This is a genomic window from Bradyrhizobium sp. UFLA06-06 (genome assembly GCF_054820065.1).
Genome location: NZ_JADFUD010000027.1, coordinates 79,798 through 95,838, shown reverse-complemented (window position 1 = coordinate 95,838; position 16,041 = coordinate 79,798). Strand labels below are relative to the sequence as shown.

Annotated in this window: 15 protein-coding genes; 8 read left to right on the top strand and 7 right to left on the bottom strand. The window is 64.5% G+C overall.

What is annotated here, in order from left to right; genetic code table 11:
- Nucleotides 1-2 precede the first annotated feature (2 nt).
- Nucleotides 3-833, top strand: coding sequence for an ABC transporter permease (locus IF803_RS23220; protein WP_016843116.1), 831 nt, complete (start codon nt 3-5; stop codon nt 831-833).
- Entirely contained in the window at nt 830-2,455 is a 1,626-nt protein-coding gene (locus tag IF803_RS23215; protein WP_461193582.1) for an ABC transporter ATP-binding protein, read from the top strand. The genes IF803_RS23220 and IF803_RS23215 overlap by 4 nt, the downstream gene beginning before the upstream one ends.
- 16 nt (nt 2,456-2,471) lie before the next feature.
- Here the strand turns inward: IF803_RS23215 and IF803_RS23210 are convergent, their stop codons facing one another.
- From IF803_RS23210 to IF803_RS23200, 3 genes are all read right to left on the bottom strand, one after another.
- Nucleotides 2,472-3,689, bottom strand: coding sequence for a fructose 1,6-bisphosphatase (locus IF803_RS23210; protein ID WP_461193581.1), 1,218 nt, complete (start codon nt 3,687-3,689; stop codon nt 2,472-2,474).
- A gap of 143 nt (nt 3,690-3,832) precedes the next feature.
- Nucleotides 3,833-5,020: a 6-phosphofructokinase gene (locus tag IF803_RS23205; RefSeq protein ID WP_461193580.1), complete on the bottom strand. Its 1,188-nt coding sequence runs from the start codon at nt 5,018-5,020 to the stop codon at nt 3,833-3,835.
- A 228-nt stretch (nt 5,021-5,248) separates the two neighbouring features.
- Complete coding sequence (locus tag IF803_RS23200) at nt 5,249-6,616, bottom strand: NAD(P)/FAD-dependent oxidoreductase (RefSeq protein ID WP_461193592.1); 1,368 nt, start codon at nt 6,614-6,616, stop codon at nt 5,249-5,251.
- Nucleotides 6,617-6,693: 77 nt separating this feature from the next.
- Here IF803_RS23200 and IF803_RS23195 point away from each other — a divergent pair, with 77 nt between their 5' ends.
- The 4 genes from IF803_RS23195 to IF803_RS23180 all read left to right on the top strand — a co-directional run bounded on the left by IF803_RS23195 (nt 6,694) and on the right by IF803_RS23180 (nt 10,838).
- Nucleotides 6,694-7,548, top strand: a complete 855-nt coding sequence (locus tag IF803_RS23195; protein WP_461193579.1) for a VOC family protein — start codon at nt 6,694-6,696, stop codon at nt 7,546-7,548.
- Between the two features lie 115 nt (nt 7,549-7,663).
- The gene (locus IF803_RS23190; protein WP_028339434.1) at nt 7,664-8,986 is read left to right on the top strand and encodes an ABC transporter substrate-binding protein; all 1,323 of its coding nucleotides are present in this window, start codon (nt 7,664-7,666) and stop codon (nt 8,984-8,986) included.
- A gap of 164 nt (nt 8,987-9,150) precedes the next feature.
- Nucleotides 9,151-10,002 carry a carbohydrate ABC transporter permease gene (locus IF803_RS23185; RefSeq protein ID WP_229159989.1) on the top strand — a complete coding sequence of 284 codons (852 nt, stop codon included), beginning with the start codon at nt 9,151-9,153 and terminating at the stop codon, nt 10,000-10,002.
- The gene (locus tag IF803_RS23180) at nt 9,999-10,838 is read left to right on the top strand and encodes a carbohydrate ABC transporter permease (RefSeq protein ID WP_155258377.1); all 840 of its coding nucleotides are present in this window, start codon (nt 9,999-10,001) and stop codon (nt 10,836-10,838) included. Before IF803_RS23185 ends, IF803_RS23180 begins: the two co-directional genes overlap by 4 nt.
- Nucleotides 10,839-10,982: 144 nt before the next feature.
- On the opposite strand, the gene IF803_RS23175 is transcribed toward IF803_RS23180, so the two are convergent.
- Both IF803_RS23175 and IF803_RS23170 read right to left on the bottom strand, forming a co-directional pair.
- A complete protein-coding gene (locus IF803_RS23175) occupies nt 10,983-11,594 on the bottom strand; it encodes an LOG family protein (protein ID WP_028339437.1) in 612 nt (203 codons plus the stop codon).
- A 105-nt stretch (nt 11,595-11,699) separates the two neighbouring features.
- The gene (locus IF803_RS23170) at nt 11,700-12,377 is read right to left on the bottom strand and encodes a cysteine hydrolase family protein (RefSeq protein ID WP_028339438.1); all 678 of its coding nucleotides are present in this window, start codon (nt 12,375-12,377) and stop codon (nt 11,700-11,702) included.
- 226 nt (nt 12,378-12,603) lie between these two features.
- Here IF803_RS23170 and IF803_RS23165 point away from each other — a divergent pair, with 226 nt between their 5' ends.
- Complete coding sequence (locus IF803_RS23165; RefSeq protein WP_092082506.1) at nt 12,604-13,617, top strand: formamidase; 1,014 nt, start codon at nt 12,604-12,606, stop codon at nt 13,615-13,617.
- A gap of 63 nt (nt 13,618-13,680) precedes the next feature.
- Here IF803_RS23165 and IF803_RS23160 read toward each other — a convergent pair whose 3' ends face one another.
- The gene (locus IF803_RS23160; RefSeq protein ID WP_304499128.1) at nt 13,681-14,751 is read right to left on the bottom strand and encodes a YeiH family protein; all 1,071 of its coding nucleotides are present in this window, start codon (nt 14,749-14,751) and stop codon (nt 13,681-13,683) included.
- Nucleotides 14,752-14,837: 86 nt separating this feature from the next.
- On the opposite strand from IF803_RS23160, the gene IF803_RS23155 reads away from it, so the two are divergent.
- Nucleotides 14,838-15,809, top strand: a complete 972-nt coding sequence (locus tag IF803_RS23155; RefSeq protein ID WP_461193578.1) for a LysR substrate-binding domain-containing protein — start codon at nt 14,838-14,840, stop codon at nt 15,807-15,809.
- On the opposite strand, the gene IF803_RS23150 is transcribed toward IF803_RS23155, so the two are convergent.
- Entirely contained in the window at nt 15,757-15,978 is a 222-nt protein-coding gene (locus IF803_RS23150) for a hypothetical protein (RefSeq protein WP_461193577.1), read from the bottom strand. The genes IF803_RS23155 and IF803_RS23150 overlap by 53 nt on opposite strands.
- Nucleotides 15,979-16,041: the final 63 nt, after the last annotated feature.

The following is a 16,041-nucleotide window of genomic DNA, read 5'->3' as shown; positions in this document are numbered from 1 at the left end:
CGATGGATGCCGTGAAACGCTACTTCCGCAGCCCGGCCGCGGTGATCGGCCTGATCCTGCTGCTGCTTGTGATCGCGATGGCAATCAGCGCGGGTCTCCTCTATCCGCGCGATCCGCTCGCCCTTGCCGGCCGGCCGTTGATCTGGCCGTTCTCCAATCCGCGCTTCCTGCTCGGCACCGACAATTCCGGACGCGACATCGCCGCCCAGATATTCTACGGCGCGCGGATCTCGCTGCTGATCGGCGGCGTCGCCACCGTGATCGCGATCCTGATCGGCATCCTGGTCGGCGCCTTCGCCGGCTACTACGGCGGCTGGGTCGACAATGTGCTGATGCGGATCACCGAGGCGTTCCAGACGCTGCCGAACTTCGTGCTGCTGCTGGTGCTGGTCGCGGTGTTCGGCTCGACCCTGACCACGGTGACCATTGCAGTTGGAGTGGTGTCATGGCCGGCGCCGGCGCGGCTGACCCGCGCCGAGTTCCTGTCGCTGCGCAACCGCGAATTCGTTCAGGCCGGCAAGACGCTCGGCATGAAGGACGTCCAGCTGATCCTCGGCGAGATCCTGCCCAACGCGCTGCCGCCGGTGATCGTCTATGCCAGCGTGGTGATGGCGGTCGCGATCCTCTTGGAAAGCGCGCTCGCCTTCCTGAGGCTGTCCGATCCCAACGTCGCCTCCTGGGGCAATCTGATCGGGCTCGGCCGCGACGTGCTCCGGGTGCAGTGGTACGTCTCGGCGATCCCCGGCATTGCGATCCTCGTCACCGTGCTCGCGGTGTCGCTGGTCGGCCAGGGCCTCAATGATGCACTCAATCCGAGGCTGAAGAGCCGATGAGCGAGAGCGTCCTTTCCCTCGACGCCCTGACGGTGCGCCTGCCCAATGGCGCCGACCGGCCGCATGCGCTGTCCGACGTCTCATTGTCGATCGCCTCCAACGAGATCCTCTGCGTGGTCGGCGAGTCCGGCTCCGGCAAGTCGATGATGGCGAACGCCATCATGCGGCTGCTGCCGAACGAGGTTGTCATCGAACAGGGCCGGATAATGTTCGACGGCCGCGACCTCTGCGCTGCCGACAGCGCCGAAATGCGCGACGTGCGCGGCGCCGGGATTGCGATGATCTTCCAGGAGCCGATGACCGCGCTCAATCCGCTGCGCACCATCGGCGACCAGATCGGCGAGATGTTTGCGATCCACACCGCTCTCTCCAAGTCCGAGATCAATGCCCGGGTGCTGGCGCTGCTCCACGACGTCCGCATCCCCGACCCCAAGGCTGCCGCAAAAGCCTATCCGCACGAGCTGTCCGGCGGCCAGCGCCAGCGCGCGATGATCGCGATGGCGCTGGCGCTCGACCCAAAGCTTCTGATCGCGGACGAGCCGACCACCGCGCTCGACGTCACGACGCAAGCCCAGATCCTGAAGCTGATCCGCGATTTGCAGCAGCGCAAGAGGACCGCGGTGCTGTTCATCACGCATGATTTCGGCGTCGTCGCCGAGATCGCCGACCGCGTCGTGGTGATGCAGCACGGCGCGATCGTCGAGCAAGGCGCGGCCGACAAGGTGCTGAACGATCCGCAGCATGCCTACACGAAACAACTGATTGCGGCCGTGCCGCCGCTGAAGGCGCCGCCGCCGCGCATCCTGTCCGGCAAGGACATCCTGACCATCGACGGCGTCTCCAAGACCTACCGCACCGGCGGCTTCCTCGGCCGCGGCGCGCGGATCACGGAAGCCGTCAAGCACGTCTCGCTGCACCTGCCGCGCGGCGCGACGCTCGGCATCGTCGGCGAATCCGGTTCGGGCAAATCGACGCTCGCGCGCTGCATCGTGCGGCTGATCGATCCGGATACCGGGTCGATCGTGCTCGACGGCAAGGACTGGGCAAATCTCGGCCGCGACGATATCAGGCGCGAGACCCGCCACATCCAGATGGTGTTCCAGGATCCGTTCGCCTCGCTCAATCCGCGCCGCAAGGCGGCCGAGCTGGTGGCGCAGGGGCCGATCGTGCACGGCACCGACCGCACGGCCGCGATCGCGGAAGCGCGAAAGCTGTTCGAGCTGGTCGGGCTCGATCCGTCCGCCGGCGATCGCTACCCGCACGAATTCTCCGGCGGCCAACGGCAACGCATCGGGCTCGCACGGGCACTGGCGTTGAAGCCGGACGTGCTGGTTGCCGACGAGCCGGTTTCGGCGCTCGACGTCTCGGTGCAGGCGCAGGTCTTGAGGCTGCTCGCCGGGCTGCGCCAGCAGCTCGGCCTCTCCATCATCTTCATCACCCACGATCTGCGGGTCGCCGCCCAGATCTGCGATCTCGTCGCCGTGATGAAGGATGGCGCCGTGGTCGAGCAAGGGCTGACCGCCGAGGTGTTCGGCAAGCCGCAGCATCCCTATACGCAGGCGCTGCTGTCAGCGATCCCCGGCGGCGCGTTCGCGCGCGAGCACGGCACCGCAACCGTGTAGCCGGGCACGCGCGGCCCTACTCCGCCGCTTGTGGCTTGGGCTCCTCGCGCAGCCGGAAGCGCTTCAGCAATCCGGATACCGTGTCGCGGAAGCCGCCATATTCCAGCTCCGAATAGGGCAGCATCGCAGCGCCGGACCAGCCCTGGCTGCGCATCTCGATCGCCTTGCGCTGCGCGCGCTGGCGGACCTCGTCCCACGCAAGGTTGTCAAAGAAATCGGTATAGGACTCCGAGAACTTCCCGTCCCGGTCGATCGAGAAGCCGACGCAGGAAACGATCGGCAGGCAGTACATCCCCGTCACCGGGGTGTTGAGCGGCACCGGCATGAGCGGCATCACATGCGAGCCGCGCGCATCGCCGCCCACGAAGTGCGCCTTGGCGAAGGGCGAGATGATTTCTTCGGGCGCCGCGAAAATGCCCTGGTTCCTGACGACCGCGACCGGATCATCCTTGCCGGTGTACTTGCCTGCGATGGAGTGAAGGCGCTGCGCCGAAACGGCGACGGCGACCTCGCCATAGGTTTTCGAGACGATGCGATCAATGCCGAAGCGCTCGTTGTCGCGAAGCAGCGCCGCAATGTGGTAGCCGTCCGCGGGCGCATCGAGTTCGATCACGCTGTCGCCGGCCGTGTTGTCCATATCGATGATATGGAAACGGAAGCCCTTGATCATCGGGGGCAGCATCAGCCCGGCGCAATACATGGGATCGGCAAAAGCCAGATAGAGCGGCAGGTTGTAGGCGCCGGGGCCGCATTTGTCTGCGGCGAACACCATGAAGGACTCCGCGGGTCTCGCGCCCGAGAGGCTGTGGTCGAAGCTGAGTTCGGCGACGGCCGGGCCCGCGCCGCGGACGTTTCCGGAAGGGGCGTCGACGAGAAGATCCTGGCCGGCGCCGTAGAGCCCGGAGGTCTTCGCAACCGCAGTGGCCGCGAGAAACGTCTTCCAGGCGAATTGGTGGACTTCGGAGCTCCCTTCGCCCCGCGTGTGCGTCATGATGATCGCAATGTCGTCGCCGGTATGGCGCACGAACCCGTCGATCAGGAGACCGTTGTCGATCGCTTTCGCGACCTCCCCTTCGACAGCCGCGATCATGCGCGCAGATGGTTTCGTGTGGCCCCCAATGGAGCCAATGTCAGCCTTGATGACCGAAATGGTGAGTTTCATGAGCATCCCTCCGACCGCAGCGCAGCGCCTTCGCCTCGGCGCTCGCTGCGCCGGGGGCGACGGCGCGCTCATTTGCGAAAAAGAACGTCGTGTGGTGCGACAGGTTCCCTGCGCAAATTGCTTGCGGAACTATGGCCCCTCCGTCACCGCGTGTCGATACGGGCTATCGACGCATCTGGAATAGCTCGTCATGCCCGATGGGGTTACCACCCGCACTATGAAGCGCGGTTGAGAAAGATCGGCAGGCCCCGCTTGTTGGAATAGAGAGGACGGTAGCGCTCGGTGTTGTAGGCGCTTGCGACGTCCAATTTGCGTGGCCCGAGCTTGGCGTCGGGGATCGGCACGAGGTCGTAGCGGCCCTCGACCAGCGCCGACATGAGGCCGGTTTTGCCTTCCAGGATCGCATCGTAAGCCATGTTGCCGAACGTCAGCGCCACAAGCTTGTCGATGAAGTCCGGATCGCCTGACCGCAGGTCGTAGGTGAGGTCAGAGACGATGGTCTCCTCGCCGGTGCGCCGCTTGATCTCGTCCGCGAACGCTTCGGCCACGCTCGCCTTCCTGCGGTGACCGTAGGCGTCAGGCTCGCCGAATTCCTGCACCTTGTAGCCCTCCCACTCGGCGCCCTCGCTGAGCACGATCAGCGCGTAGTTACTTGGGTTGCCGTGCTTGTCATCGAGGAGAAGCTGGATCAGCTTGTCGAGATCGACCTTGTACTCCGGTATGGCGCATCGGATCGAGGTTGCGTATGCGGTATAGAGTGCCGTAAAGCCGGCATCGCGACCAAAGACGCGGAAAATGCCGATTCGCTCGTGCGAGCCGACGGTGGTGCGCTGGCGCTGGATGGCATCGCTGGCACGGGTGATCGCGGTCGAGAAGCCGATGCAGTATTCGGTGTTGCGCACGTCGTTGTCCATCGTCTTCGGGATGGCAATGATCTTGACGCCTCGCCTGTTGAGCTTGTCCGCGTAGCTGAGAGTATCGTCGCCGCCGATGGCGATCAGATGTTCGATACCGAGCCCCGCGAGATTCGCGAGCACCTCGTTGGTGAGGTCCCACGTCGTGGTTGCGATGCCACCCTTGGTGCTCTGGGAAACCGGAAAGTCGCGGCCCGCGAGATGATCGGGCAACTTCTTCATTTTGGAGGGATTGGTGCGGCTCGAGTGCAGCACGGTGCCGCCGCGCCGGTCGATGACGCGCGTGTTTTCGCGGTTCAGCGGAATGATGTAATGGGACTTGCTCGACGGGTCGTCGAGGTTCAGGTGCGTGAGGGCCTCCCAGCCGCGGCGGAGACCGACAACCTCGATGTCGTCCTCGCTGCCGCGATAGGTCACGCTCTTGATCACCGCGTTAAGGCCGGGGACATCACCGCCTCCCGTGAGAATACCAATGCGCTTCCTCGCCATGCCCACCTCCCAGGGTTGCTATCTGGCAATAACGCCTGCGTCGCGTCGGGGTTTCCACAACGCTATCCGCCAACGGCGGAATCCTCGTGATCGCGGCACCGGCCGAACCTGCTTGGGCCCCCTTGGGCCCCCACTCTTCCAGCGACGTTCTCCGACCAGTCCCCACCTCGGGCGGCTTGCCCCTCCATGCCCTTTATCTCGCGTGCGTGGCGCGACGTTGCTCCGCGCTTACCGTGAACGGCGCGAGGCGAGGAAATACTCCGCCCATCGCAGCAACTCGAAACGATCGCCCTTGACCAGCTCCTGTGCATCGCGGCGCCGGTAGAGCACCAGCATCCAGGGCGCGAGCTTGCGCAACAAGCCATGCGCCATGTACTGCACCGGCTCGGAGAACGGCAGCGCCAGCTCGCTTTCCGGGACGCCCTGGACCGCGCGTGCCAATTCGCGGCCGAGCGGGATCGTCAACGCGACCGCGCGGCCATTGCAGCCGGTCCAACCATAGGCGTTCGGACCCAGCCGGTGCATGCGCGGCAGGAAATCCGCGGTCATCCCGACATAGCCGTTCCAGACATAGTCGAAGGAGACCTCGCCGATCTGCGGCCACAGGCGCTGCAACCGCTCCGTCACGTGTGCCTTCAGCCGCCCGGTCTTGTCGCCGGGGCCGAGCACGGCACCGCCGGTGACGAGGCGATTGCGGGCATCGTAGCGCGCGAAATAGAGTTCGCCATGGGTGTCCGACATCGCCTGCCGGCCGGGAATGATGGTCTTGCGGACATTGTCCGACAGCGGCTGCGTCGCCATCTGCCACGACAGCACCGGCATCACCTCGGTCGCGATCTCCGGCACCAGCGATTTCGCGAACTCGCCGCTATAGGCATTGGTCGCGACCACGAGCGCGCGGCCGGAGATTTCACCCTTTTCCGTCTTCACCACCCAGCGATCGCCGCGGCGCTCGAAACTGAGTGCCGGCGAGCGGGCATAGATCCGCGCACCGAGGCCGAGCACGGTGCGCGCAAGGCCGCGCGCCAGCGCCAGCGGATTGACGTGACCGCCGGTCCTGTTCCAGAAGCCGCCGTACCAGGCATCCGAGCCGAGCATGTCGCTGGTCTGGTCGCGCGACAGCAATTCGACCGGCGCACCGAATTTCGACCATTGCTGCACCCGCCGCTCCGCGATCTTGATGCGGCCCGGCGAGTGCACCGGCTGCACCCAGCCGGCCTGCTCCTGCTCGGCCTCGATGCTGTAGCGTTTGACGACGTCGAACAGATCAGCGGCGCTGTCGCGCAGCATCGCGACGAAGCGCTCGCCGGCCGCGCCGTGCCTTGCGATGATGTCATCGGGATCGGGGCGCGACAGTGTCGGGATCACCTGGCCGTTGTTGCGCCCCGAGGCGCCCCAACCCGGTTCGGCGGCCTCGACGATCGCAACGTCGACTTTGGCCTCGCGCAGATGCAGTGCGGTCGATAGACCCGTGAAGCCGCCGCCGATGATCACGACATCGGCCTGCTGCGCGCCGATCAGCTCGGGGCAATCAGGGCCGGAGGGCGTCACTGCCGCCCAGAGCGAATTGGGCCAGCGCACGGCATTGCTGTTCATCATGATCCTTTCTTGCGGGCGCCCGGTCATTCTGGTTAGCTAACTCTACTCTCCTATTCCAGCCGGGAAGACAACAAGTGGCACTCAAGAACGTCATCGGAATCGATCACGCCGTGGTCATGGTGAAGGACCTCGACAAGGCCGCCGAGAACTACAGGCGGCTCGGCTTCACCGTGTCGCCGCGCGGCACCCATAGCGCGCATATGGGATCGGGCAATTACACCATCATGTTCGACCCCGATTACATGGAATTGCTCGGCGTGCTGACGCCGACCGAACACAACGCTCCGGCGCGCGCCTTCCTCGAGAAGCGCGGCGAAGGCATCGAACGCATTGCGTTCACCGCGGTGGATTCCGCTGCTGGTGCCGAGGAGATCCGCGCGCGCGGCTATGCGCCGATCGGGCCGACCGATTTCGAACGCCCGGTGACCTTGCCTGATGGCACCGTCTCCGCGGCGAAATTCCGCACCTTCCAGTGGCCGACCGCGGAGGCGCCCGGCGGCGTGCGCATCTTCGCCTGCCAGCACAAGACCCGCGAGACGGTGTGGATTCCCGAATTGATGACGCACGCCAATGGGGCAAAACGCCTCAAGCAGGTGCTGATCGTCTCGCCAGATCCCGCAGCCGATGCCGCGCATCTCTCCAAGATGATCGACGTCGCCGTCAGGAACGACGCCGACGGTGCCGTTGCGGTGCCGTCCGGCGGCGACCGCGCCGACTTCGTGTTCCTGACCAGGGATCAGCTCGGCAAGCGCTATCCTGGCGTGTCGCTGGATGGCCTGTCCGACCGCGGCGGCGCCGGCCTCGTGATCGCGGCCGACCTTGCCGCGACCGAGAAGGCGCTGGGCTCAGCCGGCGTGAAGAGCGGCAACAGCATCACCGTGCCGCCGGCTTCCGGCAACGGCACCCTGCTCGCTTTCGTCAAGGCATAGCTGCCATACCATGCGCGGCGCAGCGTTATGCAACGGCGCCGCGCATGTGGGACTAGGCACAGAAAGTTGAGGCGCTAGTATCTCTCCCAAACAAGAACCGTCCAGGGAGAGAAACATGTCGCATCACCTGATCTCGCGCCGGCAGATGCTGGCCGGCACCGCCGCGGCCGGCGCGGTTGGACTGACCGGATTTCCGGCCCGCGCCGACATCAACTGGAAGAAATATTCCGGCACCACGCTTGAGGTGATCCTCGCCAAGGGGCCGCGCGGCGACAATCTGCAGAAATACATCAAGGAATTTACCGAGCTCACCGGCATCAAGGTCGAGTCGGAGCAGATTCCCGAGCAGCAGCAGCGCCAGAAATGCGTGATCGAGCTGTCCTCGGGCAAGCCCAGCTTCGACGTCGTGCACCTGAGCTATCACGTGCAGAAGCGGCAGTTCGAGAAGGCCGGCTGGCTCGCCGACATGTCGGGCTACCTCAAGGATCCAAGCATGACGCCGCCGGACCTCGTCGAGAGCGATTTCTCGGCGGCCGGGCTGCAATATGCCCGCAACGACAAGGGCCAGATGCTGTCGCTGCCATGGTCGGTCGACTATTTCATCCTCTACTACAACAAGGAGCTGTTCCAGAAGAAGGGCGTCGAGGTCCCGAAGACGCTCGAGGAGATGGCAATCGCGGCCGAGAAGCTGACCGATCCGAAGGAAGGCATCTACGGCTTTGTCGGCCGCGGCCTGCGCAACGCCAACATGGCGATGTGGACCAACTTCTATCTGAACTATGGCGGCGAATTCCTCGATGCCAAGGGCAACATCCTGACCGACGGCCCCGAGGCGATCGAGGCCACCAAGCTCTATCAGCGGCTGCTGACGAAATGCGCGCCTCCCGGCGTTGCCGGCTTCAACTGGATGGAGTCGATGGCCTCCTTCACGCAAGGCAGGTCCGCGATGTGGATCGACGCCGACGGCTGGGCGCCGCCGCTGGAAGATCCCGCCGCCTCGCGCGTCGTCGGCAAGGTCGGCTACACGCTGGTGCCCGCCGGTCCCAAGGGCAAGTTCTCCTCGACCTATGGCGACGGCGTCGGCATCGCCGCGGCGAGCAAGAACAAGGAAGCCGCCTATCTGCTCTGCCAATGGGTGGTCTCGCGCGGCCAGGGCGCGCGCCTGCTGCAGGCCGGCGGCGGCGTGCCGTTCCGCAACTCCATCGTCGACGATGCCGAGGTCGCCAAGGGCGTGAAGACCAAGGAATGGCTGCAGTCGGTGGTTGATTCCGCCAAAATCTCGAAGCTCGGCCTGCCCGTCATCATCCCGGTCGCCGAATTCCGCGACATCGTCGGCGCGGCGCTGACCGCGACGCTGTCGGGCGCCGATCCCGCCACCGAGCTGAAGAAGGCGCACGAGCAATTCCGCCCCATCCTGGAGCGTAGCGAAAAAGCGTGAGTGTGGTGACACAGACTGAGCCGGCGGCGGCCAGCAAAGCGTTTTCAAGCGAAGTGGGTACCGGTTCGCGTGAAGAAAACGCGTCAAAGCAAGAGTCCAGAGCCGCAGGCTCTGGAGAGGCCGCCCCGGCGCATGAATGGCGTCCGCCGTCCTATTGGACGTTCGTGATCCCGGCGCTCGTCGTGGTGCTGGCGGTGATCATCTTTCCGTGGGTGTTCACGATCTGGATGAGCCTGCAGGAATGGAAGGTCGGCTCGCCGACCGTCTTCGTCGGGCTCGCCAACTATTTGCGGCTGCCGACCGATCCGCGCTTCGTCGAGGCGGTCGGGCACACGCTGTCCTACACGGCGCTGTCGGTCGTGCTGCCGCTGGTGTTCGGCACGCTGGCGGCGGTGGTGTTTCACCAGAAATTCGCCGCGCGCGGCTTCCTGCGCGGCATCTTCATCATGCCGATGATGGCGACCCCGGTGGCGATCGCGCTGGTGTGGACCATGATGTTCCACCCGCAGCTTGGCGTCTTGAACTATCTGCTGTCGCTGGTCGGCCTGCCGCCGCAGCTCTGGGTGTTCAACCCCGCGACGGTGATCCCCTCGCTGGTGCTGGTCGAGACCTGGCAATGGACGCCGCTGGTGATGCTGATCGTGCTCGGCGGCCTCGCTGCGATCCCGACCGAACCCTATGAAAGCGCGCAGATCGACGGCGCCAATTTCTGGCAGGTGTTCCGCTTCATCACGTTGCCCTTGATCATGCCGTTTCTGTTCATCGCCGGCATGATCCGCATGATCGACGCGGTGAAGAGCTTCGACATCATCTTCGCGATCACGCAAGGAGGACCGGGTTCGGCGTCGGAGACCATCAACGTCTATCTCTACAGCGTCGCCTTCGTCTATTACGACCTCGGCTACGGATCGGCGATTGCGGTGGTGTTCTTCCTCCTGATCGTGGCGCTGGCGGCACTGCTGCTTTACTTGCGCAAGCGCCTGCTGTGGACATCTGAACTCGGGGGCGAGGCATGAACCCGCGTCAGATAGCTTTGCGTCAGATTCTCGGGCGGATCGGGCTTTGGCTGTCGGTGTTCGTCATCGTCTCGCCGGCGATCCTGTTCTTCCTCTGGATGGCCTCGCTGTCGCTCAAATTCGAGATCGACAACGCTTCCTATCCACCGGTGTTCTTTCCAGAGCATATCGCCTGGAAGAACTATGCCGACGTGTTCGCCTCCAACCGCTTCCTGACCTATTTCAGCAACAGCCTTGTGGTCACCGGCTGCGCCACGGGACTTGCGATGCTGGTCGGCGTGCCCGCGGGCTACGGCATCGCGCGGATGGCCGCGCATAAGTCGGCGATCGTGATCCTGATCGCGCGCATCACGCCCGGCCTGTCGTATCTGATCCCGCTGTTCCTGCTGTTCCAGTGGCTCGGCCTGCTCGGCACGCTGGTGCCACAGATCATCATCCACCTCGTCGTCACGGTGCCGATCGTGATCTGGATCATGATCGGCTATTTCGAGACCACGCCGCTGGAACTGGAGGAAGCCGCGCTGATCGACGGCGCGACGCGCTGGCAGGTGTTCCGCCATGTCGCGCTGCCGATCGCCAAGCCGGGGCTCGCGGTCGCCTTCATCCTCGCGGTGATCTTCTCCTGGAACAACTTCGTGTTCGGCATCGTGCTGGCCGGGCGCGAAACCCGCACGCTGCCGGTCGCGGTCTACAACATGATCTCGTTCGATCAGCTGAGCTGGGGCCCGCTCGCCGCCGCCGCATTGATCGTGACGGCGCCGGTGCTGCTGCTCACCGTGATGGCGCAGCGGCAGATCGTGGCGGGGCTCACCGCGGGCGCGGTGAAGGGCGGCTAGAGCGCGTACTCGTAAATCCGCCCGCCGAATGACGCCTGCATTACCGTCAGAAGCGGACAAACGACGCGCGCTCGGTCATGTCGGCTGAGGCCAATAGCAGAAGCCGACGGCACCCGGCCCCATTACGTCTGAGGACACCGAAATCTACATCTTGTCGATGATCGACGAACCACCGACTTCGGACGCGCTCTCTTTAGCAGCGGCCGCGACAATCGCGGGGATTACGTCCTCGGCACGATCAACGACAATGGGTTGAAGCAGGTGGTCTCTATGAAGGAAACCTGCGCTGCGTATGTGGTCCAGCATTGCCATCATCGGCGCCCAAAAATCTTTGATGTTCACCAGGACCATCGGCTTACGGTGCTGCCCAAGCTGGGCCCAAGTCATGATTTCCACGATTTCCTCGACGGTGCCGATGCCACCCGGAAGTGCCACGAAGGCATCAGAACGCTCGAACATTCTGTGTTTGCGTTCGTGCATGGTGTCTGTGATCGTCAAGTCTTCGAACATCTTGAGCGCATCAGTCGTCGTTTCCCAGTTTGTGAGAAATCTCGGAATGATCGCGCCGACCTTGCCGCCGTTGTTCAGTGTGCCGCGAGCGACCGCGCCCATCACACCATGGGTTCCGCCGCCGTAGATCAGCGTCAATCCCGATGCTGCAAGAGCGTGTCCCAATCGTTCGCCTGCCTCGACGTAGGCAACGTCGCGACCGGGCGAGGAGCCGCAATAGACGCAGACTGCTTTGATCGTGCTCATGTGGAGGATAAACGCGATGCACGGCCATAGCGTCAAGCTTGTTGTGCTCGCCAGAGTCCGCTTAGGGTCACAAAGGCGATATCCCTGACGCGTCCCCTCGCCCCTCTAGCCAGCGAGCGCCTCCAGCACCGCGGCTGAATCGGTGACCCAGCCGAAGATGCCGCCCTGGGCCTTGATCATCTTCAGGCCCATCTCGTGGAATTCCGGGAAGTACGACGCGCAGCCGTCTGATATCACGACGCAGCGGTAGCCGCGGTCGTTGGCCTCGCGCACCGTGGTGTTGACGCAGACCTCGGTGGTGACGCCGCAGACCAGGAGATTCTCGATGCCGTATTTCTGCAGAATGTCGCCGAATTCGGTGGCGTAGAACGCGCCCTTGCCGGGCTTGTCGATCACGATCTCGCTGCCCTGCGGATAGAGCTCGGGAATGATGTCGTGCCCCGCCTCGCCGCGGATCAGGATCCGCCCCATCGGTCCGGGATCGCCGATCCGAAGCGACGGCGCGCCGCGCTCGACCTTCGCAGGCGGCGCGTCGGAGAGATCGGGCAGATGGCCCTCCCGGGTATGGACCACGAGCAGCCCGGCGTCGCGCACGGCCGCGAGCACTGCGGCAATCGGCTTCACCGCGCGGGCAAGCTGGCTGACGTCATTGCCGAGCGTCTCGCCGAAGCCCCCTCGCTCCATGAAATCGCGCTGCATGTCGATGATGACGAGCGCGGTCCTGCTCCAGTCGAGCGTGATCGGCGCCGGCTCCGCCGCGATCGTCCCGCTTGAATTCGCCATGACGCACGCCCCGAATGCGAGAAAACCAGCATTTGATTAAGCAAACCGCGTGCCATTGCGCAATGATGCGGCGCATCGCGGCGATCCCGATCAGCATGTGACCGTACGCCTGCATTTGCGCATTCTGCGATCTTGCTGGCATGATCGTTGCTAGCTGGGAGCCCGACCGAACGAAGATCATCGTTCGCGAAATGACAGCCCATTTCAAACAGGCGGGAGGACAGGCATGAATGGACTTGGCGGTCTCAACAAGTCACCCAACGGCGTGGTGATCGGACTGGTGCAGCTGCAGTTGCCTGTGGTTGCGACAAGGTCCGACCTGGCACGGCAGACGGAGCGCATCGTCTGGATGGTCGGCAAGGCGCGGCGCAACCTCGGAACCATGGACCTCGTCGTGTTCCCCGAATACTCGCTGCACGGCCTCTCGATGGATACCAATCCGGAGATCATGTGCCGGCTCGACGGGCCTGAAGTCGCGGCTTTCAAGCGGGCCTGCATCGAGAACAAGATCTGGGGCTGCTTCTCCATCATGGAGTTCAACCCGCACGGCAACCCCTATAATTCAGGGCTGATCATCGACGATCACGGCGATATCAAGCTCTACTACCGCAAATTCCATCCCTGGATTCCGGTCGAGCCGTGGGAGCCGGGCAATATCGGCATTCCCGTGATCGACGGACCGAAAGGCGCCAAGATCGCGCTGATCATCTGCCATGACGGCATGTTCCCGGAAATGGCGCGGGAATGCGCCTACAAGGGCGCGGAGATCATGATCCGCACCGCGGGCTACACCGCCCCGATCCGCGACAGCTGGCGCTTCACCAACCAGGCCAACGCGTTCCAGAACCTGATGGTGACGGCCAATGTCTGCATGTGCGGCTCGGATGGGTCGTTCGACTCGATGGGCGAAGGCATGATCGTCAATTTCGACGGCAGCATCATCGCGCACGGGACCACGGGACGGGCCGACGAGATCATCACCGCCGAGGTGCGGCCCGACCTCGTGCGCGAGGCGCGGATCAATTGGGGCGTCGAGAACAACATCTATCAGCTCTGGCACCGCGGCTATGTCGCGGTGAAGGGCGGCGCGATGGATTGCCCCTACACGTTCATGCAGGACATGGTGTCCGGCCGCTTCCGCCTGCCCTGGGAAGATCAGGTCAAGATTACCGACGGCACGTCCTGCGGCTTTGCCGCACCGACACGGATGTTCGGAAAGACCGCGAAGGCCGCCGAGTAGCCGGCCCTTTGATGTGAGCATGATCTCTCCGGAAAACCGCTCCACACTTTTCCGGATCATGCTCTACTTGAAGAAGTGCACGAGGCCGATGCTCAAGCCCAGGAGCAGCATCAGCGACAGCGTGACGGCGGCCGTCACCCGGCCGCCGACCGTCGAGAGCACCCGCACATCGACCCCGAGCCCAAGCGCTGCCATCGAGACGACGGTGAGGATCGCCGCCGTCTTGGTCACCGGCGCGATCGCGATGTCAGGCACGAGCTGGAACGAGCGCAGCGCGGCCAGCACCAGGAAGCCGATGATGAACCAGGGCACCAGCTTGAACGGGCTGATCGAGGCGGCCTTCGAAGTGCCCTCCTTCGCAGCGCCGGCCTTGCGCCGCCGCGCCACCAGCAGCGAGAGGCCGATCACGATCGGGCCCAGCATCAATACCCGCACCAGCTTGACCAGCGTGCCGATCTGGGTCGAGACGATGCCGGCCGGCACGGTCGCCGCCAGCACCTGCGGCACGGCATAGACGGTGAGGCCGGCGAGGATGCCGTATTGCGTCGCCGTCAGCTTGAGCAGCGGAATCAAGAGCGGTAGGCCGAGCACCATCAGCACGCCGAGAATGGCGGTGAACGAGATCGACGAGGCGATGTCGTCGCCATCGGCCTCGATCACCGGCGCCACCGCCGCGATCGCCGAATTGCCGCAGATCGAGTTGCCGCAGGCGATCAGGATCGCGAGCTTGGTCTTGAGGCCGAGCATCCGGCTGAGGCCATAGCTCACCGCCAGCATGATCACGACGGTCACGGCGATGGCGCCGATCAGCAGCCCGCCCGATGCCACGATCGCGGCAAAGCTGATGGAGGCGCCGAGCAGCATCACCGCGACCTCGAGCAGCTGCTTGGCGCTGAAGGCAATGCCCGAGCGCCAGCGCGCCGACGGCTCCCAGGCGGTGCGCACCGCCATGCCGAGCAGGATCGCGACGACGAGCGCCTCGATATAGGGATGGTCGAAAACGCGCTCCTCGGCGGCCTGGATGCCGAGCGAGATGACCGTGACGACCCCGCAGAGCAGAATCCCCGGAATGAGCTGGAATATGCGCCTCAGCGCCCCCTGCTTCTGCCCCTGGTCTTGTTCTTGTTCCGGCACAAAATCCTCTTTTCGGAGAAGATTTTATGCGCCATGGCACACCTCTTGGCTAATATATTTTCGGACTGCCCCGATAGAGAGAAGTTATGTCCCTCAACCTGCATCTGCTCCGCCTGTTCGCGGCCGTGGCGAGAACCGGAAGTTTCTCCCGCGCCGCCGACCTCCTGCACATCAGCCAGCCGGCGATCTCGAAGGGCGTGCGGGATTTCGAGCTGCAGGTCGGCTGCCGGCTGCTCGACCGCACGCCGAAGGGGGTGCGGCCGACCCGGGAGGGTGCGGCGCTGGCGCGGCATGCCGAGACGCTGTTTGCGGCCGAACGCGCCGCCGAGGACGAATTGCAGGCGCTGCGCAACCTCGACAGCGGCTCGCTGCGGATCGGCGCCAGCACCACGATCGCGACCTACATGATCCCGGAATATCTCGGCGTGTTCCACCGCGCCTTTCCCGGCATCGATCTGCACGTCGTGAGCGCCAACACCAGTGACATCGCCGCGCTGATGCTGGGACACGAGATCGAGATCGCGCTGGTCGAGGGACCGGTCGAGGACGAGAATTTGGTCAGCGAAGCCTGGCGTACCGACGTGATGGCGCTGATCGCGGGTCCGGATCATCGCTTCGCGGCGGTCCAGGGGCCGATCGACATCCGGTCGCTGAATGACGAAATCCTGATCGTGCGGGAACCCGGCTCAGGCACGCGCGAGGTGGTCGCGCAGGCGCTGGCCGCCCACCACGTCGAGCCGCAGCGGACGCTCGAGATCGGCAGCACCGAGGCGATCAAGCAGGCGGTGGCATCAGGTGTCGGCGTCGCCATCGTGTCGATCGCGACGATCGACGATCAGGTGAAGCTCGGAAAGCTGAAGGTGATCCCGATCAAGGGCGTCCATATCGAGCGCACGCTCTGGCAATTGAAATCGCCCGGCCGGCTGGACGTGCCGGCGGCGGTGGCGTTCGAGGGGATCATTCGGGAGGCGCGGACCGCGAAGACGGCCCCGCGCGGGCCTGCGGCTAGAGCGCGGCGAACAGACCCTGCGCCCAGGCAACGGCATGCTCGAAGCTGAACACACCGGGCTCGAAATAGACGGCCCGTGCCAGCACGATGCCGACCACCAGCACCCAGAACACGCTGGTGCCCGCGGTCTTCAGCCATTTCGACACGCCGTCGCTCGCGATCGAAGGATCGACCGCGGGGACCGGCTCGCCGAAGGGATCGAATGCGGATTGGCTCATCGTCCTAACCATCAGGAATACCCTGACAATGTCGCGACGACGGGGGCGGAAGCAAGGGTAGTG